Source organism: Streptomyces sp. NBC_01426 (assembly GCF_036231985.1).
In the GTDB taxonomy this organism is placed as follows: Bacteria; Actinomycetota; Actinomycetes; order Streptomycetales; family Streptomycetaceae; genus Streptomyces.
In genome coordinates, this window is the sequence record NZ_CP109500.1 from 1,984,894 (window position 1) to 2,009,372 (window position 24,479).

Sequence of the window (24,479 nt, forward strand, 5' to 3'; positions counted from 1 at the left end):
ATGCCCTCGACCGCCCCCACCGCCTCCGCCGTCCTGGACGGCGGCACGGCGATCATCCCGGCGCCCCCAGTGCTCGACCGGATCGCCGCCCAGAGCCCCGAACGGGTCGCGCTGGTGCACGGCGAGCGCCGGATGACCTACGGGCAACTGGCCCTCGCGGTGGCGTTCCGCGCCGACGAGCTGGCCGGCGCCGGGGCGGGCCCGGGACGCCTGGTGGCCGTCCACCGGCCCCGGGGCGTCGACGCGGTGGTGGGCCTGCTGGCCGCCCTGCGGACCGGGGCCGCCTACCTGCCGCTGGATCCCGGGGCGCCCGCCGCCCGCAACGCCGCGATCCTCGCCGACTGCGCGGGGGTCGACGTCCCCCTGGTCGAGGGCGAGTTCCCGCTGCCGGGCGCCGGGGTTCCCGAGGGTTCCGCGTACGTGATCTACACCTCCGGATCCACGGGCACGCCCAACGGCGTCGTCGTCGGGCACGGGGCGTTGGCCCGGTTCGTGGCCGGCGCGGGCGCCCGGTACGCGATCACCGCCGAGGACCGGGTGTTGCAGTTCGCCCCGCTGCACTTCGACGCCAGCGTGGAGGAGATCTTCCTGACCCTGGGCGCGGGCGCCACGCTCGTGCTGCGGGACGAGGAGATGCTCGACGTGCCGGGGCTGCTGGCCGGGTGCGCGGCGCACGGCATCACGGTGCTCGACCTGCCCACCGCCTACTGGCACGAACTGGCCCACGCCCTGGCCTGCGGGGTCGCCCGCCTGCCGGACACCCTGCGCACGGTCGTCATCGGCGGCGAGGCCGCGCTGCCCGAGCGGGTCGCGCAGTGGTGCCGGAGCGTGGATCCGGAGCGGGTGCGGCTGCTGAACACGTACGGGCCCACCGAGGCGACCGTCGTGGCCACCGTCGCCGACCTGTCGCGGTACACGGGCGGTCCGGTGCCCATCGGGCAGCCCCTGCCGGGCGTCCGGGCGGCCGTGGTGGACGGTGAACTGTGGCTGCTCGGGGACGCGTTGGCGACCGGCTACCTCGGCCGACCCGAGCTGACGGCGGCCCGGTTCGCCACGCTGGGCGCGGACCGCGCGTACCGCACCGGCGACCTGGTCTTCGTGCGGCCGGACGGGCAGTTGGGCTTCCGGGGCCGGGCGGACGACGAGGTGAAGATCAACGGGCACCGGGTGGACCCGGCCTCCGTGGAGGCCGTGCTGACGACGCACCCCGGGGTGCGGGAGGCCGCCGTGGTGCCGCGGGAGACCGCCGACGGGGTGCGCCGGCTGGCCGCGTTCGTGGTCGCGGACGAGGGGGTGGAGGCCGCCGCGCTGCGGGACCGGGTCGCGGCGGAGCTGCCGGCCGCGGCGGTGCCCGGCACGGTGACCCTCGTGGAGTGCCTGCCCCGGACCTCCTCCGGGAAGATCGACCGCAAGGCCCTGCGCGGCCCGTCGGCCGGCGACGGCGCCGAGCCATCCGTCGGGACCGTGTTCGACGGGAAGGTGCTGCCCCCCGAGGAGCGGGTCCCGTTGTCCTTCGCCCAGCGCCGGCTGTGGTTCCTGGCCGGGCTGGAGGGGCCTTCGGCGACCTACAACCTGCCCGTGGTGCTGCGGCTGGACTCCGCGCCCGACCCGGCCGCGCTGGCGGCGGCGTTGGCCGATGTGGTGGAGCGGCACGAGGTGCTGCGCACCGTCCATCCGGCGGTGGACTCCGAGCCGTACCAGCACGTGCTCCAGGCGCCGCCGGTGCCGCTCGAGGTGACCGGGTGCGCGCCGCCGGAGGTGGCCGCGCTCGTGGCCCGGTTCACCGCCGAAACCTTCGACCTGGGCACCCAACTGCCTTTCAGGGCGCGACTGTTCGTGCCCGGTGACGGATCGGCGACGCTGGCGCTGCTGATGCACCACATCGCGGCCGACGGCTGGTCGGTCGGACCGCTGTTGCGCGACCTCGGCGAGGCGTACGCGGCCCGGGCGGCCGGGCGTGCCCCCGCCCGGGAGCCGCTGGCCTTGCAGTACGCGGACTACACGCTGTGGCAGCACGAGCTGCTGGAGCGGCCGGCGGAGGCGCTGGAGCACTGGCGGGCCGCCCTGGACGGCATGCCGACACTGCTGGACCTGCCGCTGGACCGTCCCCGGCCCGCCGAGCCGACCGGCGCCGCCGCCACGCTGGTGGCCCGCCTCGACGCCGACACGCACCGCCGGCTGACCGCGATCGGCACGGAACGCGGGGCGAGCCTGTTGATGGTGCTCCAGCCCGCGTTGGCGCTGGCCCTGGCCGCGGTCGGCGCGGGGACGGACATCGCGATCGGCACCCCGGTCGCGGGGCGGGACGACGAGGCCCTGGACGAGCTGGTCGGGCTCTTCGTGAACACGCTGGTGCTGCGCACCGACGTCTCGGGCGACGCCCCGTACGGTGAGTTGGTCGAGCGGGCCCGGGACGCGGACCTGGCCGCGTACGCCCGTCAGGAACTGCCCTTCGACCTGCTGGTGGAAGCCCTGAACCCGCGGCGGGAGTTCGCCGTCAACCCCTTCTTCCAGGTGATGCTGACCGCGCAGGCGCAGGACGGGGAGCGGGTCTCGCTCGGCGACGGCGCCCTGACCGGGCGGTACGTCGAACCGGGCCTGGAGGTCGCCAAGTTCGACCTCAGCGCCTCCTGCGTGGAGCTGCCGGGCGGCGGCCTGGAGGTGTGGTGGCAGTACGCGACGGACCTGTTCGAGCCGGAGACGGCCCGGCTGCTGCTCGACGCGTTCACCCGGGCCCTCGCGCACGCGGCGGCCGACCCCGACGCGCGCCCCTCCACCCGGCCGCTGCTCGACGAGGAGGAACGGCGGGGGATCGCGGAACGCCGGGCCCGGGCGGCTGGGGCGCGGGCGGCCCTCGACGCGTCGGCCGGGGGGACGACCGTACCCACCGGCCGTCGGTCCCCCGCCGAGCAGGTGCTGTGCGCACTGTTCGGCGAGGTGATCGGGCTCGACGGGCCGGTGGCCCCCGACGCCAACTTCTTCTCGGCGGGCGGCCATTCGATGATGGGGGTGCGGCTCGTCAACCGGATCCGGGCCACGCTCGGGCTGGAGGCGCGCATCCGGGACCTGTTCCTCGCGCCGACGCCCGCCGAGCTCGCGGTCCGCCTGGTCCGGGAGGCCGCGCCGGCCGGCCGGCCCCCGCTGGTCCCCGTGGCGGCGGCGGATCGACCGGAGCGGATCCCGCTGTCGTCCGCGCAGCGCCGGCTCTGGTTCGTGGACCAGTTGGAGGGGCCGAGCCCCTCGTACAACATCCCGTTCGCGCTGCGCCTGGACCGGCCGCTGGACCCGGCCGTGCTGGCCTCGGCGCTGGCCGACGTGTCGGACCGGCACGAGGTGCTGCGGACCGTGTACCCGGCGGTGGACGGGGAGCCGTACCAGCGGATCCTGGAGGCGGTGCGGCCCGAACCGGTACGGGTGACCGTGCCGGAGGGGCAGGGCGGGGCGGCGGTCGACGCCGCCGCCGGCCACGTCTTCGACCTCGCGACGGAGCCGCCGCTGCGGGCGACGCTGATCGACGCCGGGACCGAACGGTTCCTGGTGCTGGTGGTGCACCACATCGCCGCCGACGGCTGGTCCGCCGGACCGCTCCTCGCCGACCTGGCGCGGGCGTACGAGGCCCGGGAGGCCGGCCGGGCGCCCGCCGTGGAGGCCCTCCCGGTGCAGTACGCCGACTACGCGCTGTGGGAACGCGCGGCCCTGGAGGACGGCGCCGCGGCGGACGGGGACACCGCGTTCGCGCGGCACGCCGCGTACTGGCGTGCGACCCTGGCCGACGCCCCGCCGGTACTGGAGCTGACCGCAGCCCGCACCCGGCCCGCGGAGGCCTCGCACCGGGGGGCCGCCACGCCGGTGACCCTGGACGCCGACACGCACGCCCGGCTGGAGCGGCTCGCGCTGGACCACGGCACCACGCTCCTCACCGTGGTCCAGGCGGCCGTGGCCGCCACCTTGACCCGGCACGGGGCGGGCACCGACCTGCCGCTGGGCACGGTGATCGCGGGCCGTGACGACGAGGCCCTGGACGAGCTGGTGGGCTTCTTCGTCAACACGCTCGTCCTGCGCTGCGACACCTCCGGCGACCCGTCCTTCGCCGAGTTGCTGGACCGGGTCCGGGACACCGGGCTCGGCGCCTACGCCCACCAGGAACTCCCCTTCGACCTGGTCGTCGAGCAACTGAACCCGGTGCGCTCCACCGCCCACCACCCCCTGACGCAGGTGATCGTGCAGGTGCAGCCGGACGAACCGCGGACCGCGCCGGACGGCGCCCTGACCGGGGTCCCGCTGGGCTCGGAGTTCCGGTTCACCAAGTTCGACCTCACGCTGTCGCTGCGCGAACTCCGCGGCGAGCGGGGCGCTCCGGGCGGGCTCGGCGGTGTGCTGGAGTACGCGACGGACCTCTTCGACGAGCCGACCGCCGCCGTACTGGCGGAGCACCTGGCGCGGACCCTGCGGGCGGTGGCCGAGGACCCGGGGCAGCGGATCGGGGACGTCCGGCTCCGGTCGGAGCGGGACGAGTCCCGGTTGGCCGAGTACAACGACACGGCCGTACCGCGCGTCGCGGGCGGGCTGATCCACGAACGGTTCACGGAGCAGGCCCGCAGGACACCGGACCGGATCGCCGTCTCGTACGAGGAGGAAAGGCTCTCGTACGCCGCGCTGGACGCGCGGGCCGACGCCCTCGCCCACCGGCTCGTCGCCGCGGGCGTCCCCCGCGACGGGGCGGTAGGGATCCTGTCGGAGCGCACGCCGCACCTCCTGGTCGCCGTGCTGGCCGTGCTCAAGTGCGGTGCGGCGTACGTCCCGTTGGACCCGCGGCTGCCTCAGGCCCGGATCCGCATGATCATGGAGGACGTGTCGGCGCGGGTCCTGGTGACGGGCTCGGCGCACCTCGACGCGGCGTCGGTGGGGCGGGAGCGGGCGGCCGGCGTGCGCATCCTGTCCGTGGACGACACCGGCGACGGCGCGGGCACGGATGTCGGCGACGGCGACCGGGGGGCGGTCGCCTCGGGTCCCGGTGTGCTCGTGGGCGAGGACGCGTCGGCGTACGTGATGTTCACCTCGGGCTCCACGGGCCGCCCCAAGGGGGTCGCGGTGACCCACCGCAACGTGGTCGAGCTGGCCGGCGACCGCTGCTGGGACCTGGCCAACCACCGCCGGATGCTGGTCCATTCCGCGATCGGCTTCGACGCCTCGACCTACGAGTGGTGGGTGCCGCTGCTGAACGGCGGGCAGCTGGTCATCGCCCCCGGCGACGGCACCGACGTCGCGGAACTCGACCACACCATCCGCACGCACGACGTCACCGCCGCCTACTTCACCATGGGTCTCTTCCACATCATGGCGGACGAGGGCCTCGACACCCTGAAGCTGCTGGACGAGGTGTGGACCGGCGGCGACGTCGCCTCCCCCAGCGCCCTCCAACGGGTCCTGGACCAGTGCCCCGACACCGTCCTCGTCCACTCGTACGGGCCGACCGAGACCACCTTCGCCTCCCACCACCAGCGCCTCCCCCTCACCGTGCGCACCCTGCCGGGCGTGTACCTGGGGGCCGCGCTCGACAACACCCGCGTCCACGTCCTGGACGCGCGGCTGCGGCCCGTCCCGGTGGGGGTCCCCGGCGAGATGTACATCGCCGGCACACAGGTGGCGCGCGGCTACGTCGGCCGGCCGGGCCTGACCGCCGAGCGGTTCGTCCCCGACCCGTTCGGCGGCGACGGCGGGCGGATGTACCGCACCGGGGACCTGGCGCACTGGACGCCCGACGGGGAACTGCGGTTCATCGGGCGGGCCGACGGCCAGATCAAACTGCGCGGCTTCCGCATCGAGCCGGGCGAGATCGAGGAGACCCTGGCCCGGCACCCTGGCGTGGGGCAGGTCGCGGTGGTGGTCTTCGAGGACGGACCGGGCGGCAAGCGCCTCGTCGCGTACGTCGTGCCGCGCGCCGGCCACACCCTCACCGACACCGAGCTGCTGCGCTGGGCCGGCGGCGAGCTGCCCGAGCACATGGTCCCCGCCGCGGCGGTGGTGGTCGACGCCATCCCGCTCACCGTCAACGGCAAGCCGGACCGGGCGGCCCTGCCCGCGCCCGCGCCCGCGGTGCGCGGCGCGGGCCGGGAGCCGCGCACCCCGCGCGAGGAGGTGCTCTGCGGGCTCTTCTCCGAGGTGCTCGGGGTCCCGGACGTCGGCATCGACGACAACTTCTTCGGCCTGGGCGGGCATTCGCTGCTCGGGGTGCGCCTGATCAGCCGGATGCGGACGGTGCTGGGGCTGGAACTCGGGGTCCGTGACCTGTTCCGCACCCCGACCGTGGCGGGGCTGCTGGGCGACGAACCCACCGGTTTCGACCCGATGGGGGTGGTGCTGCCGCTGGCCACCCGGGGTGCGCAACGGCCGTTGTTCTGCGTCCACCCCGGTACCGGCGTGGGGTGGCCGTACGCCGGGCTCGCCCGGCACCTGGGGCCCGACCAGCCGCTGTACGCGATCCAGGCGCGGGCGTTGAGCGAGTGGGGCCACTCCCCCGAGACGGTCGAGGAGATGGTGGCGGACTACCTCCCGCTGATCCGCGAGGTCCAACCGCACGGCCCGTACCGCTTCCTCGGCTGGTCCTTCGGCGGCACGGTCGCGCACGCCCTCGCCGTCGCGCTGGCCGAACTCGGCGAACGCACCGAGCTGCTGGCCATGATGGACGTCCACCTGCTGCCGACCGAGCCGGAGCGGCGCGCGATGACGCCGGCCCAGAAGCGGGACATGCTCGTCGGCGACGCCGCGGACGAGCCGGCGGACGCCCCCTTCGACGTGGACGCCCTCATCGGCCTGGTCCGACTGAAGGACCCGGTGCTCGGCGCGTTCTCCGACGAGGAGATCCGCTCGGTGATCGGGGCGTCCATCAACCACGCGGAAATCATGAACCTGTACGCGCCGCGCCCGGTGGCCACCGACCTGTTGTTCCTGGCGGCCCTCGAGGACGGCGAAACGGAAAACACGCTCGTGCGGCACTGGATTCCCTACATCGAGGGCCGCGTCGAGCATCACGTCATCGGGGTCCCGCACACCCGCATGGGAGAGCCGGCCCCGCTCGCCCTGATCGGTCGCATCCTTTCCGAGAAATTGAGGAGTCTGTCATGACCAATCCTTTCGACGACACCGAGGGCACGTTCCACGTCGTGGTGAACGCCGAGGGCCAACACGCCCTGTGGCCCGCGTTCGCCGCCGTCCCCGACGGCTGGGAGCCGGTGTGGGGCGTGGGAACCAGGGCGGACGCCCTGGCGTACGTGGAGGAGAACTGGACGGACATCCGCCCGAAGAGCCTCGTCGCCCAGTACGCGTGAACCCGTCCGCTCCGGACGCCTGAATTCCTGCCGGAATGCAGGGAAAGCCGTGACCCGCAGTGCGGGTCACGGCTTTCCGTTTCCTTCATTCCGCACACCGGCATTCCGGACGGCAGCACGGACCGAATTCCCCGATACTGCCGCCCGGACTTCCCCTTGCCGGAGACATCCGTTCCTATATTTGTCGGCATGCGACGACGGAATGTGAACATCCTGCTGACGGGCACGGCATCGGATTCCCATACGTGGAATCTCGTCTATCTCCAGCTCTTCCTGGAGGAGCAGGGGCACCGGGTGCGCAATCTGGGGCCCTGTGTGACCGACGACCTGCTGACCGCCGCGTGCGCGGCCGACGCGCCCGACCTGGTGGTCATCAGCAGTGTGAACGGCCACGGTTACCGCGACGGGCTGAGCGCCGTCCGGGCCGTGCGGCGCGCCGGCCTGACCCTTCCCGTGGTGATCGGCGGCAAGCTGGGCGTCGCGGGCCGGGCCGATCCGCACGCGCGGGGCCTGCTCCTCGACGCCGGCTGCGACGCCGTGTTCGACGACGGGGACATCGAGGCCCTGCGCCGCTACCTGAGCCCCTCGACCACCATCGACGCCACCGCCACCGCCGCGCGGGCCGTGGCATGACCGCCGCCACGCTCGCCGCACCGATCGTGGCCCGAACCACCACCACGGCTCCCTCGTTCGGGGCCTTCGTCGCGCGGGCGGCGGCCGCCGGGCAGCTCGTCGTCCAGCCCCGGATGGGGTTCGGCGAGCCGCGCCGGATGCGGGCCGGCCTGGAGCGCACCAAGGCCGCCGTCGCCACCACCGCGGGCACGCTCACCATCGACAGCTACACCCGGGTCGGCGATCAGGCCGCCGCCCGGGCCGCGCTCGCCGAGGGTCTCGCGCTCAACGGCTATCCGATCGCCACCCACCCCGCCGACCTGACCCGCGCCCTGCTCGACGGGGTGTTGGACCCGGGGTTCCCGGTCCAGGTGCGGCACGGCTCCTCCCGGCCCGAGTCGATCGTGCGGGCCCTCGTCGCCGCCGGGCTCGACGCCACCGAGGGCGGACCCGTCTCGTACTGCCTGCCCTACGGGCGGACCCCGCTGTCGGAGTCCGTGGAGAACTGGGCCCGCTGCTGCGCATTGCTGGCCGAGCTGGTCCCGGCGCCGCGGGTGCCGCACCTGGAGAGCTTCGGCGGCTGCATGCTCGGCCAGCTCTGCCCTCCCGGGCTGCTGGTGGCGCTCAGCCTGCTGGAGGGGCTGTTCTTCGCCCGGCACGGCATCGGCAGCGTCTCTCTCAGCTACGCCCAGCAGAGCGACCCCGGTCAGGACACCGAGGCGATACGGGCCTTGCACCGGCTCGCCGGGGAGTTCCTGCCGGCGGGCGTGGACCGGCACGTCGTCCTCTACACCTACATGGGGGTGTTCCCCCGTACCGAGCGGGGCGCGACCCGGCTGCTGGAGGCCTCGGCCCGGCTGGCCGTACGGGCCGGGGCGCAGCGGCTGATCGTGAAGACCGCGGCCGAGGCACACCGCATCCCGACGGTGACGGAGAACGTGCGCGCCCTGGAGACGGCCGCGGCGAGCGCGGCCCTGGCGGAGGCGGGGCCGGCCGGCGGGCCCGCCGACAGTGAGGTGTACCGGGAGGCCCTGGCCTTCGTGGAGGCCGTGCTGGAACTCGACGAGGACCTCGGGCGGGCACTGCGAAAGGCCTTCGCGCGGGGCGTGTTGGACGTCCCGTACTGCCTGCACCCGGACAACGCGGGGCGCTCGCGCAGCTTCGTGGACGGGGCCGGCCGGTTGCGCTGGTCCGAGGTCGGGGCGATGCCGGTCGCGCCGTACGCGGCCCCGGCCGGTCGGCGGCGCCCCATGACCTCGGACGGGCTGCTGGTGGCCTTGGGGGCGGTGGCCCGGAGGTACGACGACGCCGGCGAGGAGGACCGACCCGGCTGACCGGGACGCGCACACGGCCGGGTTCGAGCACGCGGCCGGTTCGAACACACACGGACACGAGACAGGAGTCGACACCATGGAAACCACCCACCGACCGGAACCCGCGGACACCGCGGGGACGACAGTGACGACGCGGACGACGGGAACGACGCCCCCGACCCCGCCGCCGCTCGGCGAGCACCTGCGCTCCCCCGAGCTGCGGTCGGCGATGCTGGTGCAACAGGAAGTCCTCTTCGCGGCACGGGAGTTCCTGCGCGGCAGGGAGTTCGTCGAGCTGCTCCCGCCGCTGGTGGGCCCGGTGACGGACCCGGGCGGTCGCGGCGCCAAGGCGCTGGACGTGGACTACTACGGCCGGCCGTACAAGCTCATGACGAGCGCGATCCTCTACAAGCAGGCCTCGCTGAAGGGGTTTCCCCGGCTGTTCTACATCGCGCCGAACGTCCGCGTGGAGCCGCCGGAGACGGCGTCCACCGGCCGGCACCTGGTGGAGTTCCACCAGATCGACGTGGAGCTGGCGGGCGGTACGCGTCGCGACGCGCAGGAACTCGCGGCCGGGCTGCTGACGCACGTGGTGGAGCACGTGTGGACGGCCGTGCCGCACGTGCTGCGCGAACTGGGCCGTGACGAACTGGACTTCGCCGAGCTGCGGCAGGGCAAGTTCGACACCCGCACCCACGAGGAGGCGGTGGCCGCGCTGATCGGGCGGGGCCACCCGCAGAGCCCGGACGCCGAGATCGACTGGGCGGGCGAGAAGCTGCTCTCGCTGGAGGCCGACCGCCCGTTCTTCGTCGACGACTACCCGAAGGGCTCGCGCGGGTTCTACGACCGCGAGGATCCCGAACGGCCGGGCGTGCTGCGCAACTTCGACCTGATCGCGCACGGCGGCTTCGGCGAGCTCGTCAGCGGCAGCGAGCGCGAGTCCGCGTACGCGACGATCGTGACCCGCATGCGGGAGAGCGGGGAGAACCCCGCCAAGTACGCCTGGTACCTGGACCTGGCCCGCGAGGGCATCGAGCCGAGCGCCGGCTTCGGGATGGGACTCCAGCGCCTGGTTCGCTTCCTCACCGGTCTGGACGCGCTGTGGCAGGTCAGCGCGTACCCGAAGCTGCCCGGGGTGATCGCGCCGTGAGCGCGCTGAGCGCCCCCGGGTTCCCCGAGGAGGCGGTACGGGCCCGGGCGCGGACCGGCACGGCCGAGGTGTTCCCGGCGGCGGACGGGTACGGGTCCCGGCTCTTCGGGGCCGCACCCGTCGAGCGGGACGGCCTGGACGCCCTGCGTCTCATGCCGCCGGTGTTCATGCCCAGGCGGCTGGAGAAGCTGATCGACCTGGGCCGGGAGCCCTCCTACGAGGACGTGGACCTGCGCACCCGGGTCGGCGGCTTCGCCTCGCGGCTCCCGCTCTACCTCTCGGCGTTCGGCTCGACCCGGGCGGGCAGCGGTGACCTCGGCGTGGCCGCGGGCCGGCAGGCCGCGCGGCTCGGCATCCCGATGGTGATCGGGGAGAACATGGTGCCGGTCCACGGATACGGCACGCGTTCGGCGCTGCTGGAGCGGGTGACGGCGTACGCCGAGACCGTCGCCGACGGGGTCGGCGGGGTGGTCGTGCAGCAGTCGACCGAGGACGCCGACTCCGAGGTGTGGAACCTGCTGTACAGCGACCCGGGGACGCGCGCCCTGCGGGACTCCGGCCGGCTGGGGTTCGAGCTGAAGGTGGGCCAGGGCGCGAAGCCGGGGCTCGGCGGGATGACCGTGATCGAGGCGGCCGAGGCCGAGCGGCTGGCCGAACAGTTCGCGGTGCGTGACCTGTTGGGCGATCCCGGGCGGCGCCTGCGCTGCGCGACCCCCGGCACGTTCACCGAGGAGATCGTCCGCCGGCAACTGAGGTTCATGCGGAACAACTTCCCGCTGGCCCGGACCTGGGTGAAGTTCCACCCGGGCCGGGACGTGGCCCGGGCCGCCGCCATCGCCTGGACGGCGGGCGCCGACGCCGTCACGGTGGACGGCGCCGAGGGCGGCACCGGTTGGGCGCCGCGGGCCTTCCTGGACGGCGTCGGCCTGCCCCTCGACGAGTGCCTGCGCCGCGTCGGCACCCCGGCCGGGGACCTGCTCGCCTCGGGACGGATCTGGGAGGGCGGCCGTGCGGTGCGGGTGCTCGCCCTGGGCGCGAGGGCGGTGGGCCTGGGCCGGGCGGCGTTGCTCGCCGTGGACGAGGACCCCCGGGCGGGTCTGGTCCGGCTGGTCGAGGCGCTGGCCCTGGAGACCCGGCTGCTGGTCAGCGCCCTCGGCAAGTACCACGTGGGCGACCTCGACCCGGCCGACCTGTGGGCCCCGGACCGTCTCGGCGCGCCCGCCCCCGCCGCACCGCTCCCCGACCCGGCCGCGCCCGCCGGGGCGCGTCCGGCCGCGGCGACCGCGGTCGCCGGGCCGTCGTGAGGCGGGGCCGGCGCGGCGGTCGGTCCGCGCCGCCCGGCTGTCCGGGTCGCTGCCGGCGACCCGGCTTCGCCCGGGCCCGGTTCCGGCTCTCCGAACTCCCCGGGGTCACGGTCACGCCGACCGCCGGCGGCGGCGCGGCCGGGGCCGCCGCGTCCCGGGTCCTGACCGGGGCCGGCCTCGGCCACCTGGGCGGGCACCTGGAGCTGCGGAGTTTCGGTTCGCCCGGGCCGTCCGCCCGGGCCCGCGCGGCGGAACACGCCGTCCGGGTCGCGCTGCGCACGGTCTGACCCCCGCCCCGTCCGCCCCTCCCCGCTCCCAGACCTCCCGCCTTCCTCGCCTTCCTCGCCTTCCACACGGAACAGGTGCACCTGATGGACACCCCCGCACGTCCCGACACCGCACGGCCGGACCCCGCGAAGGTCCAGTGGGGTCGCGTCGGCAGCCTCGTCGGCGGTCAGGCCGCCGTCCAGCTGGGCAGCTTCGCCCTGCTGATCGCCATGAACTGGACCGCCGTGCAGATCGGCGGGACCCGCGCCGTCACGCTGCTGATGCTCGCCGCGACCGTGCCCCGCGCCCTCATGCTGATCTTCGGCGGGGCCGTCGCCGACACCCTCGGCCCGCGCTTCGTCCTGCTGCGCACCACCGCCGCCCGGGTCCTGCTGCTCGGCGTCGGCGCCGTGGTCACCGCCAACACCGGGCAGTTGTGGCCGCTGGTGACCATCGCCCTGGTGGAGGGCGTGCTGCTCGGGCTGGCCGGACCGGCCTCCGGGGTGCTGTTGCCCCTGTTCGCCCGCGGCGACCAACTGGCGCGCGCCAACTCCCTGTACGCGATGGTCCTGCGGGTCGCGCCGATCCTCGGCGCCCCGGCCGGCGCCTTCCTGATCACCGTCGGGGAGCTGTGGGTGGCGATGCTGGTCGGCGCGCTCACCGGCGCGATCTGGCTCGGCTGCCTGCTCCACGTCACCCACGGGTTCGTCCGGCCCGAGCCCGAGCCCGGGGTCTCCCTGGTGAAGCGGTCCGGGGACGGCTTCCGGCTGCTGGCCCGGCATCCGAGGCTGCGCTGGATGTTCGTCGCCGCGCTGTGCCTGGACATGGCGTTCAGTTGGCCGGCCGAGGTGGCGCTGCCCCTGCTGGTGTCCGAGCGGGGCTGGGGCGTCGGCGCGGTCGGCGTGGTCCTGGCGGCGTTCAGCGTGGGGGCGTTGGGCTCCAGCGCGGTGGGGGCGGCGTTCGCGCACCGCATCCCCATGTTCGTGCGGCTCGTCGTGACGGGCGCCGGCCTGGCCGCCGGGATCCTCGTCATGGCGCTGATGCCGTCGGTGGTCTCGCTGACCGCCGTCGCCGCCGGGGTCGGCCTGCTGTCCGGGCTGAACGGCCCGGCGATCGTCACCCTGTACCAACAGTCGGCTCCCGAGGACCGGATGGGCGCCGCCATGTCCACCCTGTCGCTCGCCGGGATCGGCACCGCGCCCGTCTCCATCGCCGTGTTCAGCTCGTTGTCGCTGGTCCTCGGCGTCCAGACCACCTGGCTGGTGTGCGGTGCCATCGCGTTCGTCTCCCCCTTCGCCGCCGTGATGGCCCTGCGTCACCCGGCGCGGGCGCAGGAGCCGGCGCCGGCGCCGGTGGAGCCTGCCGTACCGGCCGCGGTGTGAGGGGGATCCCGTGACGTCCCTCGCCCTCCCGCCCCGCGGCCGGGCCCCGGGGCGGCTCCTGGTCCCGGAGCCGCTGTCGGACCCCGGGCCGGAGCGGGCCGCGCTGGTGGCCGTGACCCCGCAGCTGTGGCTCGTGGACACCACCGCGTACCGGGCGCACGCGGCCCGGCACGCGCCGGGCACCCTGGACGCCCAGGAGTTGGCGCGGGCCGCCGAGTTCGCGCGGGCGGCCGACCGGGACGCGTACGTCTGCGCGCACGTGGCGCTGCGCCGGCTGCTCGGCGCGTATCTGGGGACCGCCCCGCGCGAGGTGGTCGTCGAGCGGGCGCCGTGCTCGCACTGCGCGGAGCCGCACGGGCGTCCCGTGCTCCCGGGCGGGACCCTGCACTTCTCGCTCTCGCACTGCACCGGGATCAGCCTGCTGGCGTTCGCCTCCGCGCCGGTCGGGGTGGACGTGGAGGAGGTGGTGCGGCCCGACGTGATCGCCGACACGGCGGACGTGCTGCACCCGAGGGAGGCGGCGGAGCTGGCCGCCCTCCCGGCCGGCGAACGCGCCCGCGCCTTCACCCGGGTGTGGACCCGCAAGGAGGCCTACCTCAAGGGCCTCGGGGTGGGGTTGTCGGAGGACCCGGCCGCGGACTACGTGGGGTCGGGGCCGGAGCCGGCGCGGCTGCCGGGGTGGACGCTGACCGACGTGCGGGTTCCCGAGGGCCACCGGGCGGCGTTGGCGCTGAACACGGAGTGGGACGGGCCGGCCGGACCGGCGGGGCGGCCCGCGGCGGCGGACGGGGCCGGCGGGTCGATGCCCCCGGCGGCCGGCGTCGCGGCGCTCACGCCGGCTCGACGGCCGCCCGCGGGTTGAGCGCGGCGTACTCCAGCGGCGCCGACGGGTCGATCGTCAGCTCGTACGGGGCCGGCTCCGTGCCCGAGCGGACCAGCAGGTCGCCGATGGCCGCGATCATCGCGCCGTTGTCGGTGCACAGGGTCATCGGCGGAACCCTCAGTTCGATCCCGGCGGAGGCGCAGCGCCGCTCCGCGAGGTCGCGCACGCGGGAGTTGGCCGCCACCCCGCCGACGACCACCAGGGTCCGGACCCCGTACTCCTTGCAGGCCGCGACCGCCTTGCGGGTCAGCACGTCGGCCACCGCCTCCTGGAGGGAGGCCGCGCCGTCGGCGACCGGCGGCTCCTCGCCGCGCAGCCGGTGGCCCTCGACCCAGCGGGCGGCGGCGGTCTTGAGCCCGGAGAAGGAGAAGGAGTAGGCGTACGGGTCGCCGGCGCGGGGCCCGCCGGTGAGCGGGCGGGGGAAGGCGACGGCCTTCGGATCGCCGTCCCGGGCGGCCCGGTCGATGGCCGGCCCGCCCGGGTAGGGCAGGCCGAGGACCCGGGCGACCTTGTCGAAGCACTCGCCGGCCGCGTCGTCGAGGGTGTCCCCGAGGTGCAGGATCGGCTCGCGCACGAGGTCGCGCACCAGCAGCAGCGAGGTGTGGCCGCCGGAGACGATCAGGACCATGCAGGGCTCGGGCAGCGGCCCGTGCTCCAGGGTGTCGGCGGCGACGTGTCCGGCCAGGTGGTGGACCCCGTACAGCGGCAGGTCCAGGGCGTAGGCGAGGGTCTTGGCGCCGGCGAGGCCGACCTGGAGCGCGCCGGAGAGGCCGGGTCCGGTGGTGACGGCGATCGCGTCGAGCTGCGACATCCGCAGCCCGGCCTGGTCGAGCGCCTGGCGGACGACCGGGTTGAAGGCGTGCAGGTGGGCGCGGGCCGCGATCTCGGGGACCACTCCGCCGAAGCGGGCGTGCTCGTCCATGCTCGACGCGACGACGTGCGCGAGGAGTCGTCCGTCGCGCACGATCCCCGCACCGGTCTCGTCGCAGGACGATTCGAGGCCGAGCACCACCGGAGATCCCACGACGACACCTTCAACCCTTGTTGCGAATGGTTCGCAACAAGGGTAGCGGCGTCATCCGCCCGTCCGTGCACGGGCTGTGAGCACGGACACGTGCCGTTTCGGGAACCCTCGGCACGTCGCACCCGTCGGACGGGTCGTCGAGGGATCTTCGGGAACGGGAGCGGGAGCACCACATGGTCGGCAAAGCGGGGGGCGGGGCGAGACGCGTCCGCCTCGTGCTGCTCGGGATCGTTCTCGCCCTGGTGGGAGCCGGTTCCTGGGTCGTGTGGGAGCTGCGCGTCGTCGCCGCGCACCTCGCGGACGGGGACCCGGCCCGGGGCACCTACCTCCAGGACCCGGAACGCGCCGACCGGACGGCCGCGGCGGTCCTGGACGGGCTCGTGGTGGAGGTCGAGGCGCCGCGCGACGACACCCCGACCCCCGCCGGTTCCGAGGCGGCCGCCGAGCCGGCCGGATCCGCGACCCCGGTGCGGTCGCGGCCGGAGGGCGACTGGCGCCCCTCCTCCCCCCTGGAGGCCCGGAGCACGGCGCCCGAGCCCGCGATCGGCGCGCTGTTCTCCCCCGGCGGCGACTGGGACGCCGACCACCACTGCTCCGCCGGCGTGGTTCAGTCCCCCGACGGGGACCTCCTCGTCACCGCCGCCCACTGCGTGTACCGGGGCGGCTTCCGCACCAACCTCGCCTTCGTGCCGGGCTACCGGGACGGCGTCGCCCCGTACGGCGTGTGGGTGCCCACCCGGATCGAGGTGGACCCCCGCTGGACAGAGTCCGCGGACCCCGATCACGACGTGGCCTTCGTGCGGGTGCGCCGCCCCGGGCACCCCGGGGAGCGGCTGGAGGACGTCACGGGCGCGCCCGCGATCCGGTTCGACCCCCGACTGCCCGCGCCCGCACGGGTGGTGGGCTATCCGAATGACGCCGAACAGCCGGTGGACTGCTACAACACGGCCCGGGCGGAAGGGCCCGCGCAGGTGCGGCTGGACTGCGCGGGCGTACCGAACGGGACCAGCGGCGGCCCGATCCTGACCGACGGCCCCGCCCTGATCGGGGTGGTCGGCGGCCGGGACGGCGGCGGCGAGACGACCTCGTACAGCAGTCGGTTCGACGAGGGCACCCGCGCCCTCTACGCGCGGGCGACCGGCTCCCCCTGAGGCGGCTCCCGTGATCCGCGCCGGGTGCGCCTGCGCCTCGGAGGGAGCCCGGGGGCTGGGTGGTTGTCCGTAGCGTCGTCGTCCATGCCGCCGAGTGTCCGGGGACGGCGGGGCCCGGTTCAGGGCCCGTCCGGGGCGCCCGGAGGCGTCCCGGGGGCGGACGGGCTCACTTCGGGGCGCCCGTGACGGCGGCCGCGGCGCGCGTCAAGGGCCTGCCGGGGGCGGATGTCGGCCGTCGGCCCCGGAGGCGGTGGCCGTTCATCGCGCCGGCCACGGGTACGACACCCCGGTCAGTTTCTCGGAGGCGCTCCAGAGCCGCTCCCCGGACGCGTCGTCGAGGGTCCACTTGGCCCGCCAGGACCGGGCGGGCGCCCCGCGCCAGCCGAGCCTCGGCCCGATGAACGCGTCGGGCCGGACCCCGGGGGCGGTGGCCGCGTACAGGGTGGGCAGCGCGCCGGCCTCGGCGGACTGCGCGACGACGGCGATGCCGACGGCGTTGACGGCGGCGTTCGCGGCGACGGCGATCCGGGACGTGAGGGTGCGCCCGGCCCGGGGGGCCGCCCCGACGTGCAGGTTGGTGGAGGCGTAGCCGGGGTGGGCGGCGGCCGTGACGATCCCGGAGCCGGCGGCCGCCAGGCGCCGGGACAGTTCGTGGGTGAACAGGAGGTTGGCGGTCTTCGAGCGCCCGTAGGCGATCCAGCGCCGGTATCCGCGTTCGGAGTTGAGGTCGTCGTGGTCGAGGTCGCCGAGGGCGTGGAAGGCACTGGAGAGGTTGACGATCCGCGCCCCGTCGCCGGCGGCGAGGACACGGGGCAGGAGCAGCCCGGTCAGGGCGAAGTGACCGAGGTGGTTGATCCCGAACTGGCTCTCGAAGCCGTCGGCGGTGCGGCCGTGGGGCAGGGCCATCACGCCGGCGTTGTTGACGAGCAGGTCCAGGGTGTCGTGGGCCCGCGACCAGTCCCGGGCGAACTCCCGCACGGAGCCGAGGTCGGCGAGGTCCAGCGGCATGAACTCCACGTCGGCGCCGGGGACCTCGGTCCGCAACCGCACCACCGCGGCCCTGCCCCGGGCCGCGCTGCGACAGGCCAGGACGACCCCGGCCCCGGCGCGGGCCAGCTCGCGGGCCGCGATCAGCCCGATGCCGCTGTTGGCCCCGGTCACGACGGCGGTGCGGCCGCTCTGGTCGGGGATGTTCCTGACGTTCCAGCCGGGCATCTCGACTCCCTCACGACGACGTGGTTACTGAGGGTAACACCATGGGTCCCGCAGGGCCGGCACACGGGCCCGCACGTGGGCCCCGTCACCCCGGGGGGCGGGCACACGCGCAGGCCAGTAGGCTGCGGGTCCATCCGCTTCCCCTCCCCCGAGGTCCACGCAGTGAGCTCCGCACCCCCCGCCCTCCCCGTGACGGTCGTCGGCCTCGGCGCCGACGGCTGGGCCGGGCTCACCGCCGCCGCGCGGACCGCGCTGACCTCCGCCGAGGTGCTGATCGGCGGGCCCCGCCAACTGGACCTGCTGCCGGCCGACGCCTGCCCCGGCGAACGGGTCGCCTGGCCCAGCCCGCTGCGCCCGGCCGTCCCGAAACTGACGGCCGAGCACGCGGGCCGCCGGATCGCGGTGCTGGCCAGCGGCGACCCCATGTTCTACGGGATCGGCCGCGCCCTCTGCGAGGAACTCGGACCGCACGCCCTGCACGTCCTCCCGCACCCCTCCTCGGTGTCGTACGCCTGCGCCCGGCTCGGCTGGCCGGTGGAGGACACCGACGTCGTCACGGTCGTCGGCCGCCCCGTGGCCCGGCTCGCCGCCGCCCTGTACGAGGGCCGGCGGGTGCTCGTGCTCAGCGCGGGCGCCGGCTCGCCGGGCGAGATCGCCGCACTGCTGCGGGAGCGGGGCTTCGGCCCGAGCCGGATGCGGGTGCTGGAGCAGCTCGGTTCCGAGCACGAGGACGCGTACGAGGGCCACGCGGACGGCTGGGACCGGCCGCCGGGCGACCCGTTGAACGTGGTGGCCGTGGACTGCCGTCGCGACCCGGCCTCCCCGGCGCCCCGGATCGGCTCCACGCCCGGCCTGCCCGACACCGCGTACGAGCACGACGGCCAGCTCACCAAGCGGCACGTGCGGGCCGCGACCCTGTGCGCCCTCGCCCCGGCCCCCGGCGAGTTGCTGTGGGACATCGGCGGCGGTTCCGGTTCCATCGGCATCGAGTGGATGCGCAGCCACCCCTCCTGCCGGGCGGTGGCCGTGGAACGCGTCCCCGAGCGGGCCGAACGCATCACCCGCAACGCCGCCGCCCTCGGCGTGCCCGGCCTGCGGGTCGTCCTCGGCGCCGCCCCCGACGCGCTGATCGGACTGCCCGCCCCCGACGCGGTGTTCATCGGCGGCGGCCTGACCGCGCCCGGTCTCCTCGACGCGGCCTGGACGGCGCTGGCGCCCGGCGGCCGGCTGGTCGTCAACACGGTCACGCTGGAGTCGGAGGCGGTGCTCGGCGACCACTACCGCCGCCGCGGGGGCGAACTGGTCAAGCTGGCCGTCGCGCACGCGGTGCCGGTCGGCGGCTTCACGGGCTGGCGGCAGGCGATGGCGGTCACCCAGTGGTCGGTCACCAAACCGCACCCGACGACGGACCGGACGACCGAGTACGAGAACGAGAAGGACCAGACATGACCGTGTACTTCATCGGCGCGGGCCCCGGCGCCGCCGACCTGATCACCGTGCGCGGTGCCCGGACGCTGGCCGCCGCCCCCGTCTGCCTGTACGCGGGCAGCCTGGTGCCGCGCGAGCTGCTGGCCGAATGCCCCGCCGACGCCCGCCTGATCGACACCTCCCGGCTCAACCTGGACGAGATCGTCGCGGAGTTCACCCGGGCGCACGAGGCGGGCCTGGACGTGGCACGGCTGCACTCCGGCGACCCGTCGATCTTCAGCGCGGTCGCCGAGCAGATGCGGCGCCTCGACGCGGCCGGCATCCCCTACGAGGTGGTCCCGGGCGTACCGGCGTTCGCCGCGGCGGCCGCCGCGCTGAAGCGGGAGTTGACCGTGCCCACCGTCGGGCAGACCGTGATCCTGACCCGGATCGCCCAGCAGGCCACCCCGATGCCGCCCGGGGAGGACCTGGCGACGCTCGGCCGCAGCGGCGCGCTGCTGGTCCTGCACCTGGCGACGCGGTACGTCGACCGGGTCGTCGAGGAACTGCTGCCGCACTACGGGGCGGACTGCCCCGTCGCGGTGGTCGCGATGGCCAGCCGCCCCGACGAGTTGATCCTGCGCGGCACCCTGACCGACATCGCGGAGCAGGTGAAAACCGCCGGGCTGGTGCGCACCGCAGTGATCGTGGTGGGTCGCACGCTGGTCGCGGAGCAGTTCCGCGACAGTCACCTGTACTCCGCCGAACGCGACCGGCATGTCTGCTGAAGGAGACTCCGGTCACCTGCTGATCCTGGGCGGCACGACGGAGGCCCGCCGGCTCGCGGAGGCGCTGGAGCGGACCCCGCTGCGGGTGACGACCTCCCTGGCCGGCCGGGTCGGCGCGCCCGTGCTGCCGCCGGGCGATACCCGCATCGGCGGCTTCGGCGGGGTCGAGGGGCTGGCGGCCTGGCTGACCACCCACCGGGTCACCCACCTCGTCGACGCCACCCACCCCTTCGCGGAGCGGATGAGTTTCCACGCGGCGCGGGCGGCGGAACTCACCGGCGTGCCGCTGCTCGCGTTGCGCCGCCCCGGCTGGACCGCGGGCCCCGGCGACGACTGGACGTTCGTCGACTCCCTCGACGCGGCCGCCGCCCTGCTCCCGGAGAAGGGCCGCCGGGTGTTCCTGACCACGGGCCGGATGGGCCTGCACCGCTTCGCGCACCTCACCGAGCCCTGGTTCCTGGTGCGTTCGGTGGACCCGCCGGACGGGGAGCGGCCGCCGCGCCTCGAAGTGCTGCTCGCGCGGGGGCCGTTCGGCCTCGCCGACGAGCGGGAGCTGTTGGCCCGGCACCGGATCGACGTCCTGGTGACCAAGGACAGCGGCGGCGACGCCACCGCCCCCAAGCTCGTCGCCGCCCGCGAGGCGGGCATCGCGGTGCTGGTCGTACGGCGACCCCCGGTGCCCGAGGGCGTGTCGGAGGCGGACTCCGTCGAGGCGGCGCTGGCCCGGCTGACCGGCTTCCACGCCTGAACCCGGCGCGGCCACGGCTGAACCGCCCGAGCGACCGGGTCCCGGGGCGTCATCGCCCCGGGGCCCGGCTCTCGCGTCGACCGGTCAGACCGGTCTGACCGGTCAGACCGGTCAGGCGTAGCGGCGCGGGGTCCACGTCACCCGGGAGCCGTCGGCCCGCTCGGTGACCTGGGTCTGCGAGGAACCGATCAGCAGGATCGTGCGCATGTCCACCTCGGCCGGCTCCAGTTCGGCGAGGGTCACGATCCGCACCGACTGCTCCGGGCCGCCGACGTCCCGCGCGACGACCACCGGGGTCTGCGGGGAGCGCAGTTCCAGCAGGAGTTCCCTGGCCTGGGCGACCTGCCAGGTGCGGCTGCGCGAGCCCGGGTTGTACAGGGCGAGCACCAGATCGGCCGCGGCGGCGGCGCGCAGCCGCTCGGCGATGACCTCCCACGGTTTGAGCCGGTCGGAGAGCGACACGGTGGCGTAGTCGTGGCCGAGCGGCGCCCCGGCCGCCGCGGCCGCGGCGTTGGCGGCGGTCACGCCCGGCAGGACCCGTACCGGCACGTCCTTGTAGGCGTCCTGACCGGCGACTTCCAGGACGGCCGTGGCCATCGCGAAGACGCCGGGGTCGCCGCCGGAGACCACGACGACCCGCTTGCCGCGGCGGGCGAGGTCCAGCGCGAACTCGGCGCGCTCCGACTCCACCTTGTTGTCGGAGCCGTGCCGGACCTGCCCCGGCTTCACCGGGACGCGGTCCAGGTAGGTCGTGTACCCGACCAGCACCTCGGCGTCGGCCAGTGCGCGCCGGGTCTCGGCGGTCAGCCACAGCGGGCCGGCCGGTCCGGTGCCGACCACGACGACCTCGCCGGGGCCGGACGGCACGCTGCCCGGGTTGCCGATCCGGCTGGGCACCACGGCGACGGCGAAGTACGGGACGCTGTCGGGGTCGGTGTCGGCGAGCAGACCCGTGCGCTCGCCCGCCATGGTGGCGCGCTCGACGTAGCGGGCCTCGGCGAGCCGGCCGCTGTTCTCCATGGCCCGGCGCACCGCGGGAAAGGTGCGGCCGAGCTTCATCACGACCGCCGAGTCGGTGGCGGCGAGCCGGGCGGTGAGCTCCTCCTCGGGCAGGGTGCCGGGCAGGATGGTCAGCACCTCCTCGCCCTCCACCAGCGGGGTTCCCAGGCGGGCGGCGGCGGCGCTCACCGAGGTCACGCCGGGGATCACCTCGGCCCGGTAGCGGTCCGCGAGGCGCTTGTGCATGTGCATGTACGAGCCGTAGAAGAGCGGGTCGCCCTCCGCGAGCACGGCGACGGTCCGGCCGGCGTCGAGGTGTGCGGCCAGGCGGGCGGCGGAGGCCTCGTAGAACTCCTCCATCGCGCCCTGGTAGCCGCCGGGGTGGTCGGTGGTCTCGGTGGTGACCGGGTAGACCAGCGGTTCCTCGACGTGGTCGGCGCGCAGGTGCTTCGCGGCGATCGAGCGGGCGATGGAGCGGCCGTGGCGGGCGGAGTGGTACGCGACGACGTCCGCCTCCGCGATCACCTCGACGGCGCGCAGGGTCATCAGGGAGGGGTCGCCGGGGCCGAGGCCGACGCCGTAGAGCCGTCCGGGGGTCACGTCGGCGGCGCTCATTCGGCCACGCTCGCGATGGCGTTGACGGCCGCGGCGGCGATGGCGCTGCCGCCCCGCCGGCCCCGCACGATCAGGTGGTCGAGGCCCGAGGGGTGGGCGGCGAGCGCGTCCTTGGACTCGGCCGCGCCGATGAAGCCGACGGGGACGCCGATGACGGCGGCGGGGCGCGGCGCGCCCTCCTCGATCATCTCCAGCAGGCGGAAGAGGGCGGTCGGGGCGTTGCCGACGGCGATGACCGAGCCCTCCAACAGGCCCCGGTCGCGCCAGACTTCGAGGGCCGCGGCGCTGCGCGTGGTGCCCATCCGGGCGGCGAGTTCCGGCACGGCCGGGTCGGAGAGGGTGCAGATCACCTCGTTGTCGGCGGGCAGCCGCTTGCGGGTGACCCCGCTCGCGACCATCTGCACGTCGCACAGGATCGGCGCGCCGGCCTCCAGCGCGGCGCGCGCCCGCAGGACGACGTCCGGGGTGTACCCGAGGTCCTGGGGCAGGTCGGTCATCCCGCAGGCGTGAATCATGCGCACCGCGACCTGGGCGACCGAGGCGGGCAGCCCGGAGAGGTCCGCCTCGGCGCGGATCGTGGCAAAGGACTGGCGGTAGATGGCCGCGCCGTCCTTCTCGTACTCAAACACGGGGCACTCGCTCATTTCTTCACTGCGGGTTCGGGGGCTGGTGGGGTGGTGCGGGCGTCCGCGAGGGCCGCGGCAAGTTCGGTGGGGGTGTCCGGCAGGTGGTGGCGTGCGGGGCGGCCCGGCGCGGCGAGCCGGTAGCCGGTCGGGCCGGCGACCAGGTCCACCCAGGCGGTGCCGCGCGGGTGTCCGCAGCGCCGCTCGCAGCCCGACCAGTGGACGGGCAGCGGGCCGCGGGCGAGGTCCACGACGGCCCGCGCGTCGGCGCGCACGTCCGCGAGGGATTTCGCGCAACCCGGGCGCCCGGTGCACGCGGTGACGGACTGCCAGGGGCCGTCGGGGGCGAGCACCAGTGCGGCGTCCTCGATGCGGGCCCTGACGGAGGCGGCCCAGGGGGCGTCGCCCGGGGGCAGTACGACGCCGCGCCACGGGGTGACGCGCAGGTGTCCGCGGCCCTGTTCCGCGACCTCGACGAGGACCCGCCACTGCGCGGTGCTCGCCCGGCCCAGCGGGGGCAGGACGCACAGGGCGCCGCGGCCGTCGGCGTCGGGCCCCGCGGGCGCGGGCGGCGGGGCGTACGGCCAGGCCCGTGTGCCCGCGTCCACCGCCTCGATCCCCGCGGCCGCACAGCGTCGGGCCAACTCGGCTGCTTCCAGGGGGTGTTCGGGGGGCAGTTCGGAGACCCGCCAGGCGCGGGTGCCGGCTGCGGCGGCGGTGTCGAGGAAGTACGCGGCGGCCAGCAGCGCCGCCCGGGGCGCGTCCGGCGCGGTGACCTCCACGGCGTCGGCGGCCCCGCCGAGCCGGATCAGCGCCCGTCCGTCGGGCCGGCCGAGCACGGTCACGTCGGGGCCGAGGGCCGCGACGTCCCCGCGTCCGTCGTCGAAGGCGAACAGGAACCGCCCGGACAGGGCGGTGGCCCCGGCGCTCGCGCAGAGCAGCCGGTCGAAGGCCAGGGCCCAGGCGAGCGCGTCGGGCCGGTGCGGCCCCTCCAGCCCCGCCATCGGGGTCGCCACGATGTTCCGCACCCGCTCGTGGGCGGGCGCCGGCAGCAGCCCGGCGGCGTCCAAGAGTTCCGCCGGGCCCGCACCGCAGTCCTCGGCGAGGCCGCGCAGCTGGACGTTCCCGCGCGAGGTGATCTCCAGGTGCCCGTCCCCGAAGCGGTCCGCGGCGAGCGCCAGGGCCTCGGCCTGCGGGGCCGTGAGCAGACCCGCCGGGATCCGCACCCGGGCCAGGAAGCCGTCGTCCGCCGCGTGCAGCCGCAGCGCGCCGGGGCAGGCGTCACCGCGGTCCCGTATGACGGGTTTCTCCCGCGATGCGGCGGAGGGGGGCGTGGGCATGGCCGCGAGCATACCCAGGATTGCCGCCCCCCGACCTGTGTCCGTCACCACCCCGGGGGCCCGGGCCGCCCCGCCCCGCGCCCACCGCCCTCTCCGCCCCCACCAGCCACTTTCCGGCCCGCCGGGGTTTGGGACACCCGTGCCCCGGGGCAGGGCCCCCGGCAACGGAGCCGCGCACGCCGCCCCCCTAAGATGACCACCGGCGGGCCGCACGGCCCGCCGTCGCCGAGGACGGCGACATGGGAGGAAGCCCGGTGTGATTCCGGCGCGGTCCCGCCACTGTGAACCCCGGGGAGCGATCCGCGGGGTGAGTCAGGAACTCCCGCTGTC

18 protein-coding genes and 1 riboswitch are annotated in these 24,479 nt (G+C 75.5%); of the genes, 13 read left to right on the plus strand and 5 right to left on the minus strand.

The genetic code is table 11. The annotated features are described in order from the left end of the window. The 9 genes from OG906_RS08650 to OG906_RS08690 all read left to right on the plus strand — a co-directional run bounded on the left by OG906_RS08650 (position 1) and on the right by OG906_RS08690 (position 14,218). The gene (locus OG906_RS08650) at positions 1-7,125 is read left to right on the plus strand and encodes a non-ribosomal peptide synthetase (RefSeq protein ID WP_329441467.1); all 7,125 of its coding nucleotides are present in this window, start codon (positions 1-3) and stop codon (positions 7,123-7,125) included. After that, positions 7,122-7,328 (plus strand): MbtH family protein, encoded by a 207-nt coding sequence (locus OG906_RS08655; RefSeq protein WP_329441469.1) that lies wholly within the window; start codon positions 7,122-7,124, stop codon positions 7,326-7,328. The genes OG906_RS08650 and OG906_RS08655 overlap by 4 nt, the downstream gene beginning before the upstream one ends. A gap of 189 nt (positions 7,329-7,517) precedes the next feature. Beyond that, positions 7,518-7,961 carry a cobalamin B12-binding domain-containing protein gene (locus OG906_RS08660; RefSeq protein ID WP_329441471.1) on the plus strand — a complete coding sequence of 148 codons (444 nt, stop codon included), beginning with the start codon at positions 7,518-7,520 and terminating at the stop codon, positions 7,959-7,961. Further along, on the plus strand, positions 7,958-9,274 hold the full coding sequence (locus tag OG906_RS08665) for a methylaspartate mutase (RefSeq protein WP_329441473.1): 1,317 nt from the start codon (positions 7,958-7,960) through the stop codon (positions 9,272-9,274). The genes OG906_RS08660 and OG906_RS08665 overlap by 4 nt, the downstream gene beginning before the upstream one ends. Before the next feature lie 76 nt (positions 9,275-9,350). Beyond that, positions 9,351-10,403 (plus strand): asparagine synthetase A, encoded by a 1,053-nt coding sequence (locus OG906_RS08670; RefSeq protein ID WP_329441474.1) that lies wholly within the window; start codon positions 9,351-9,353, stop codon positions 10,401-10,403. Next, on the plus strand, positions 10,400-11,707 hold the full coding sequence (locus OG906_RS08675; protein ID WP_329441475.1) for a glutamate synthase-related protein: 1,308 nt from the start codon (positions 10,400-10,402) through the stop codon (positions 11,705-11,707). Before OG906_RS08670 ends, OG906_RS08675 begins: the two co-directional genes overlap by 4 nt. Continuing rightward, positions 11,704-11,994: a hypothetical protein gene (locus OG906_RS08680; protein ID WP_329441477.1), complete on the plus strand. Its 291-nt coding sequence runs from the start codon at positions 11,704-11,706 to the stop codon at positions 11,992-11,994. The genes OG906_RS08675 and OG906_RS08680 overlap by 4 nt, the downstream gene beginning before the upstream one ends. A gap of 84 nt (positions 11,995-12,078) precedes the next feature. Next, positions 12,079-13,356 carry an MFS transporter gene (locus OG906_RS08685; protein WP_329441479.1) on the plus strand — a complete coding sequence of 426 codons (1,278 nt, stop codon included), beginning with the start codon at positions 12,079-12,081 and terminating at the stop codon, positions 13,354-13,356. Between the two features lie 10 nt (positions 13,357-13,366). Further along, a complete protein-coding gene (locus OG906_RS08690) occupies positions 13,367-14,218 on the plus strand; it encodes a 4'-phosphopantetheinyl transferase family protein (protein ID WP_329441481.1) in 852 nt (283 codons plus the stop codon). Here OG906_RS08690 and tsaD read toward each other — a convergent pair. Next, positions 14,187-15,263 carry a tRNA (adenosine(37)-N6)-threonylcarbamoyltransferase complex transferase subunit TsaD gene (gene tsaD, locus OG906_RS08695; RefSeq protein WP_329441483.1) on the minus strand — a complete coding sequence of 359 codons (1,077 nt, stop codon included), beginning with the start codon at positions 15,261-15,263 and terminating at the stop codon, positions 14,187-14,189. The two genes, OG906_RS08690 and tsaD, sit on opposite strands and share 32 nt — an antisense overlap. A 173-nt stretch (positions 15,264-15,436) precedes the next feature. Here tsaD and OG906_RS08700 point away from each other — a divergent pair, with 173 nt between their 5' ends. Continuing rightward, positions 15,437-16,414 (plus strand): trypsin-like serine peptidase, encoded by a 978-nt coding sequence (locus OG906_RS08700; protein ID WP_329441484.1) that lies wholly within the window; start codon positions 15,437-15,439, stop codon positions 16,412-16,414. A gap of 258 nt (positions 16,415-16,672) precedes the next feature. On the opposite strand, the gene OG906_RS08705 is transcribed toward OG906_RS08700, so the two are convergent. Next, positions 16,673-17,629 carry an oxidoreductase gene (locus OG906_RS08705; RefSeq protein WP_329441486.1) on the minus strand — a complete coding sequence of 319 codons (957 nt, stop codon included), beginning with the start codon at positions 17,627-17,629 and terminating at the stop codon, positions 16,673-16,675. Positions 17,630-17,791: 162 nt separating this feature from the next. On the opposite strand from OG906_RS08705, the gene cbiE reads away from it, so the two are divergent. From cbiE to OG906_RS08720, 3 genes are read left to right on the plus strand one after another with little or no spacing between them, the layout of a single operon-like run. Next, entirely contained in the window at positions 17,792-19,078 is a 1,287-nt protein-coding gene (gene cbiE / locus OG906_RS08710; protein ID WP_329441488.1) for a precorrin-6y C5,15-methyltransferase (decarboxylating) subunit CbiE, read from the plus strand. Then, a complete protein-coding gene (gene cobM, locus OG906_RS08715) occupies positions 19,075-19,824 on the plus strand; it encodes a precorrin-4 C(11)-methyltransferase (RefSeq protein WP_329441490.1) in 750 nt (249 codons plus the stop codon). The genes cbiE and cobM overlap by 4 nt, the downstream gene beginning before the upstream one ends. Next, positions 19,814-20,572 (plus strand): cobalt-precorrin-6A reductase, encoded by a 759-nt coding sequence (locus tag OG906_RS08720; protein WP_329441492.1) that lies wholly within the window; start codon positions 19,814-19,816, stop codon positions 20,570-20,572. Before cobM ends, OG906_RS08720 begins: the two co-directional genes overlap by 11 nt. A 111-nt stretch (positions 20,573-20,683) precedes the next feature. Here the strand turns inward: OG906_RS08720 and OG906_RS08725 are convergent, their stop codons facing one another. From OG906_RS08725 to OG906_RS08735, 3 genes are read right to left on the minus strand one after another with little or no spacing between them, the layout of a single operon-like run. Next, positions 20,684-22,186, minus strand: coding sequence for a precorrin-2 C(20)-methyltransferase (locus OG906_RS08725; RefSeq protein WP_267795997.1), 1,503 nt, complete (start codon positions 22,184-22,186; stop codon positions 20,684-20,686). Beyond that, positions 22,183-22,830, minus strand: a complete 648-nt coding sequence (locus OG906_RS08730; RefSeq protein WP_267795996.1) for a precorrin-8X methylmutase — start codon at positions 22,828-22,830, stop codon at positions 22,183-22,185. The genes OG906_RS08725 and OG906_RS08730 overlap by 4 nt, the downstream gene beginning before the upstream one ends. Continuing rightward, a complete protein-coding gene (locus tag OG906_RS08735; RefSeq protein WP_329441496.1) occupies positions 22,827-24,149 on the minus strand; it encodes a cobalamin biosynthesis protein CobG in 1,323 nt (440 codons plus the stop codon). The genes OG906_RS08730 and OG906_RS08735 overlap by 4 nt, the downstream gene beginning before the upstream one ends. 222 nt (positions 24,150-24,371) lie before the next feature. Next, positions 24,372-24,471, plus strand: a riboswitch (cobalamin riboswitch). Positions 24,472-24,479 lie beyond the last annotated feature (8 nt).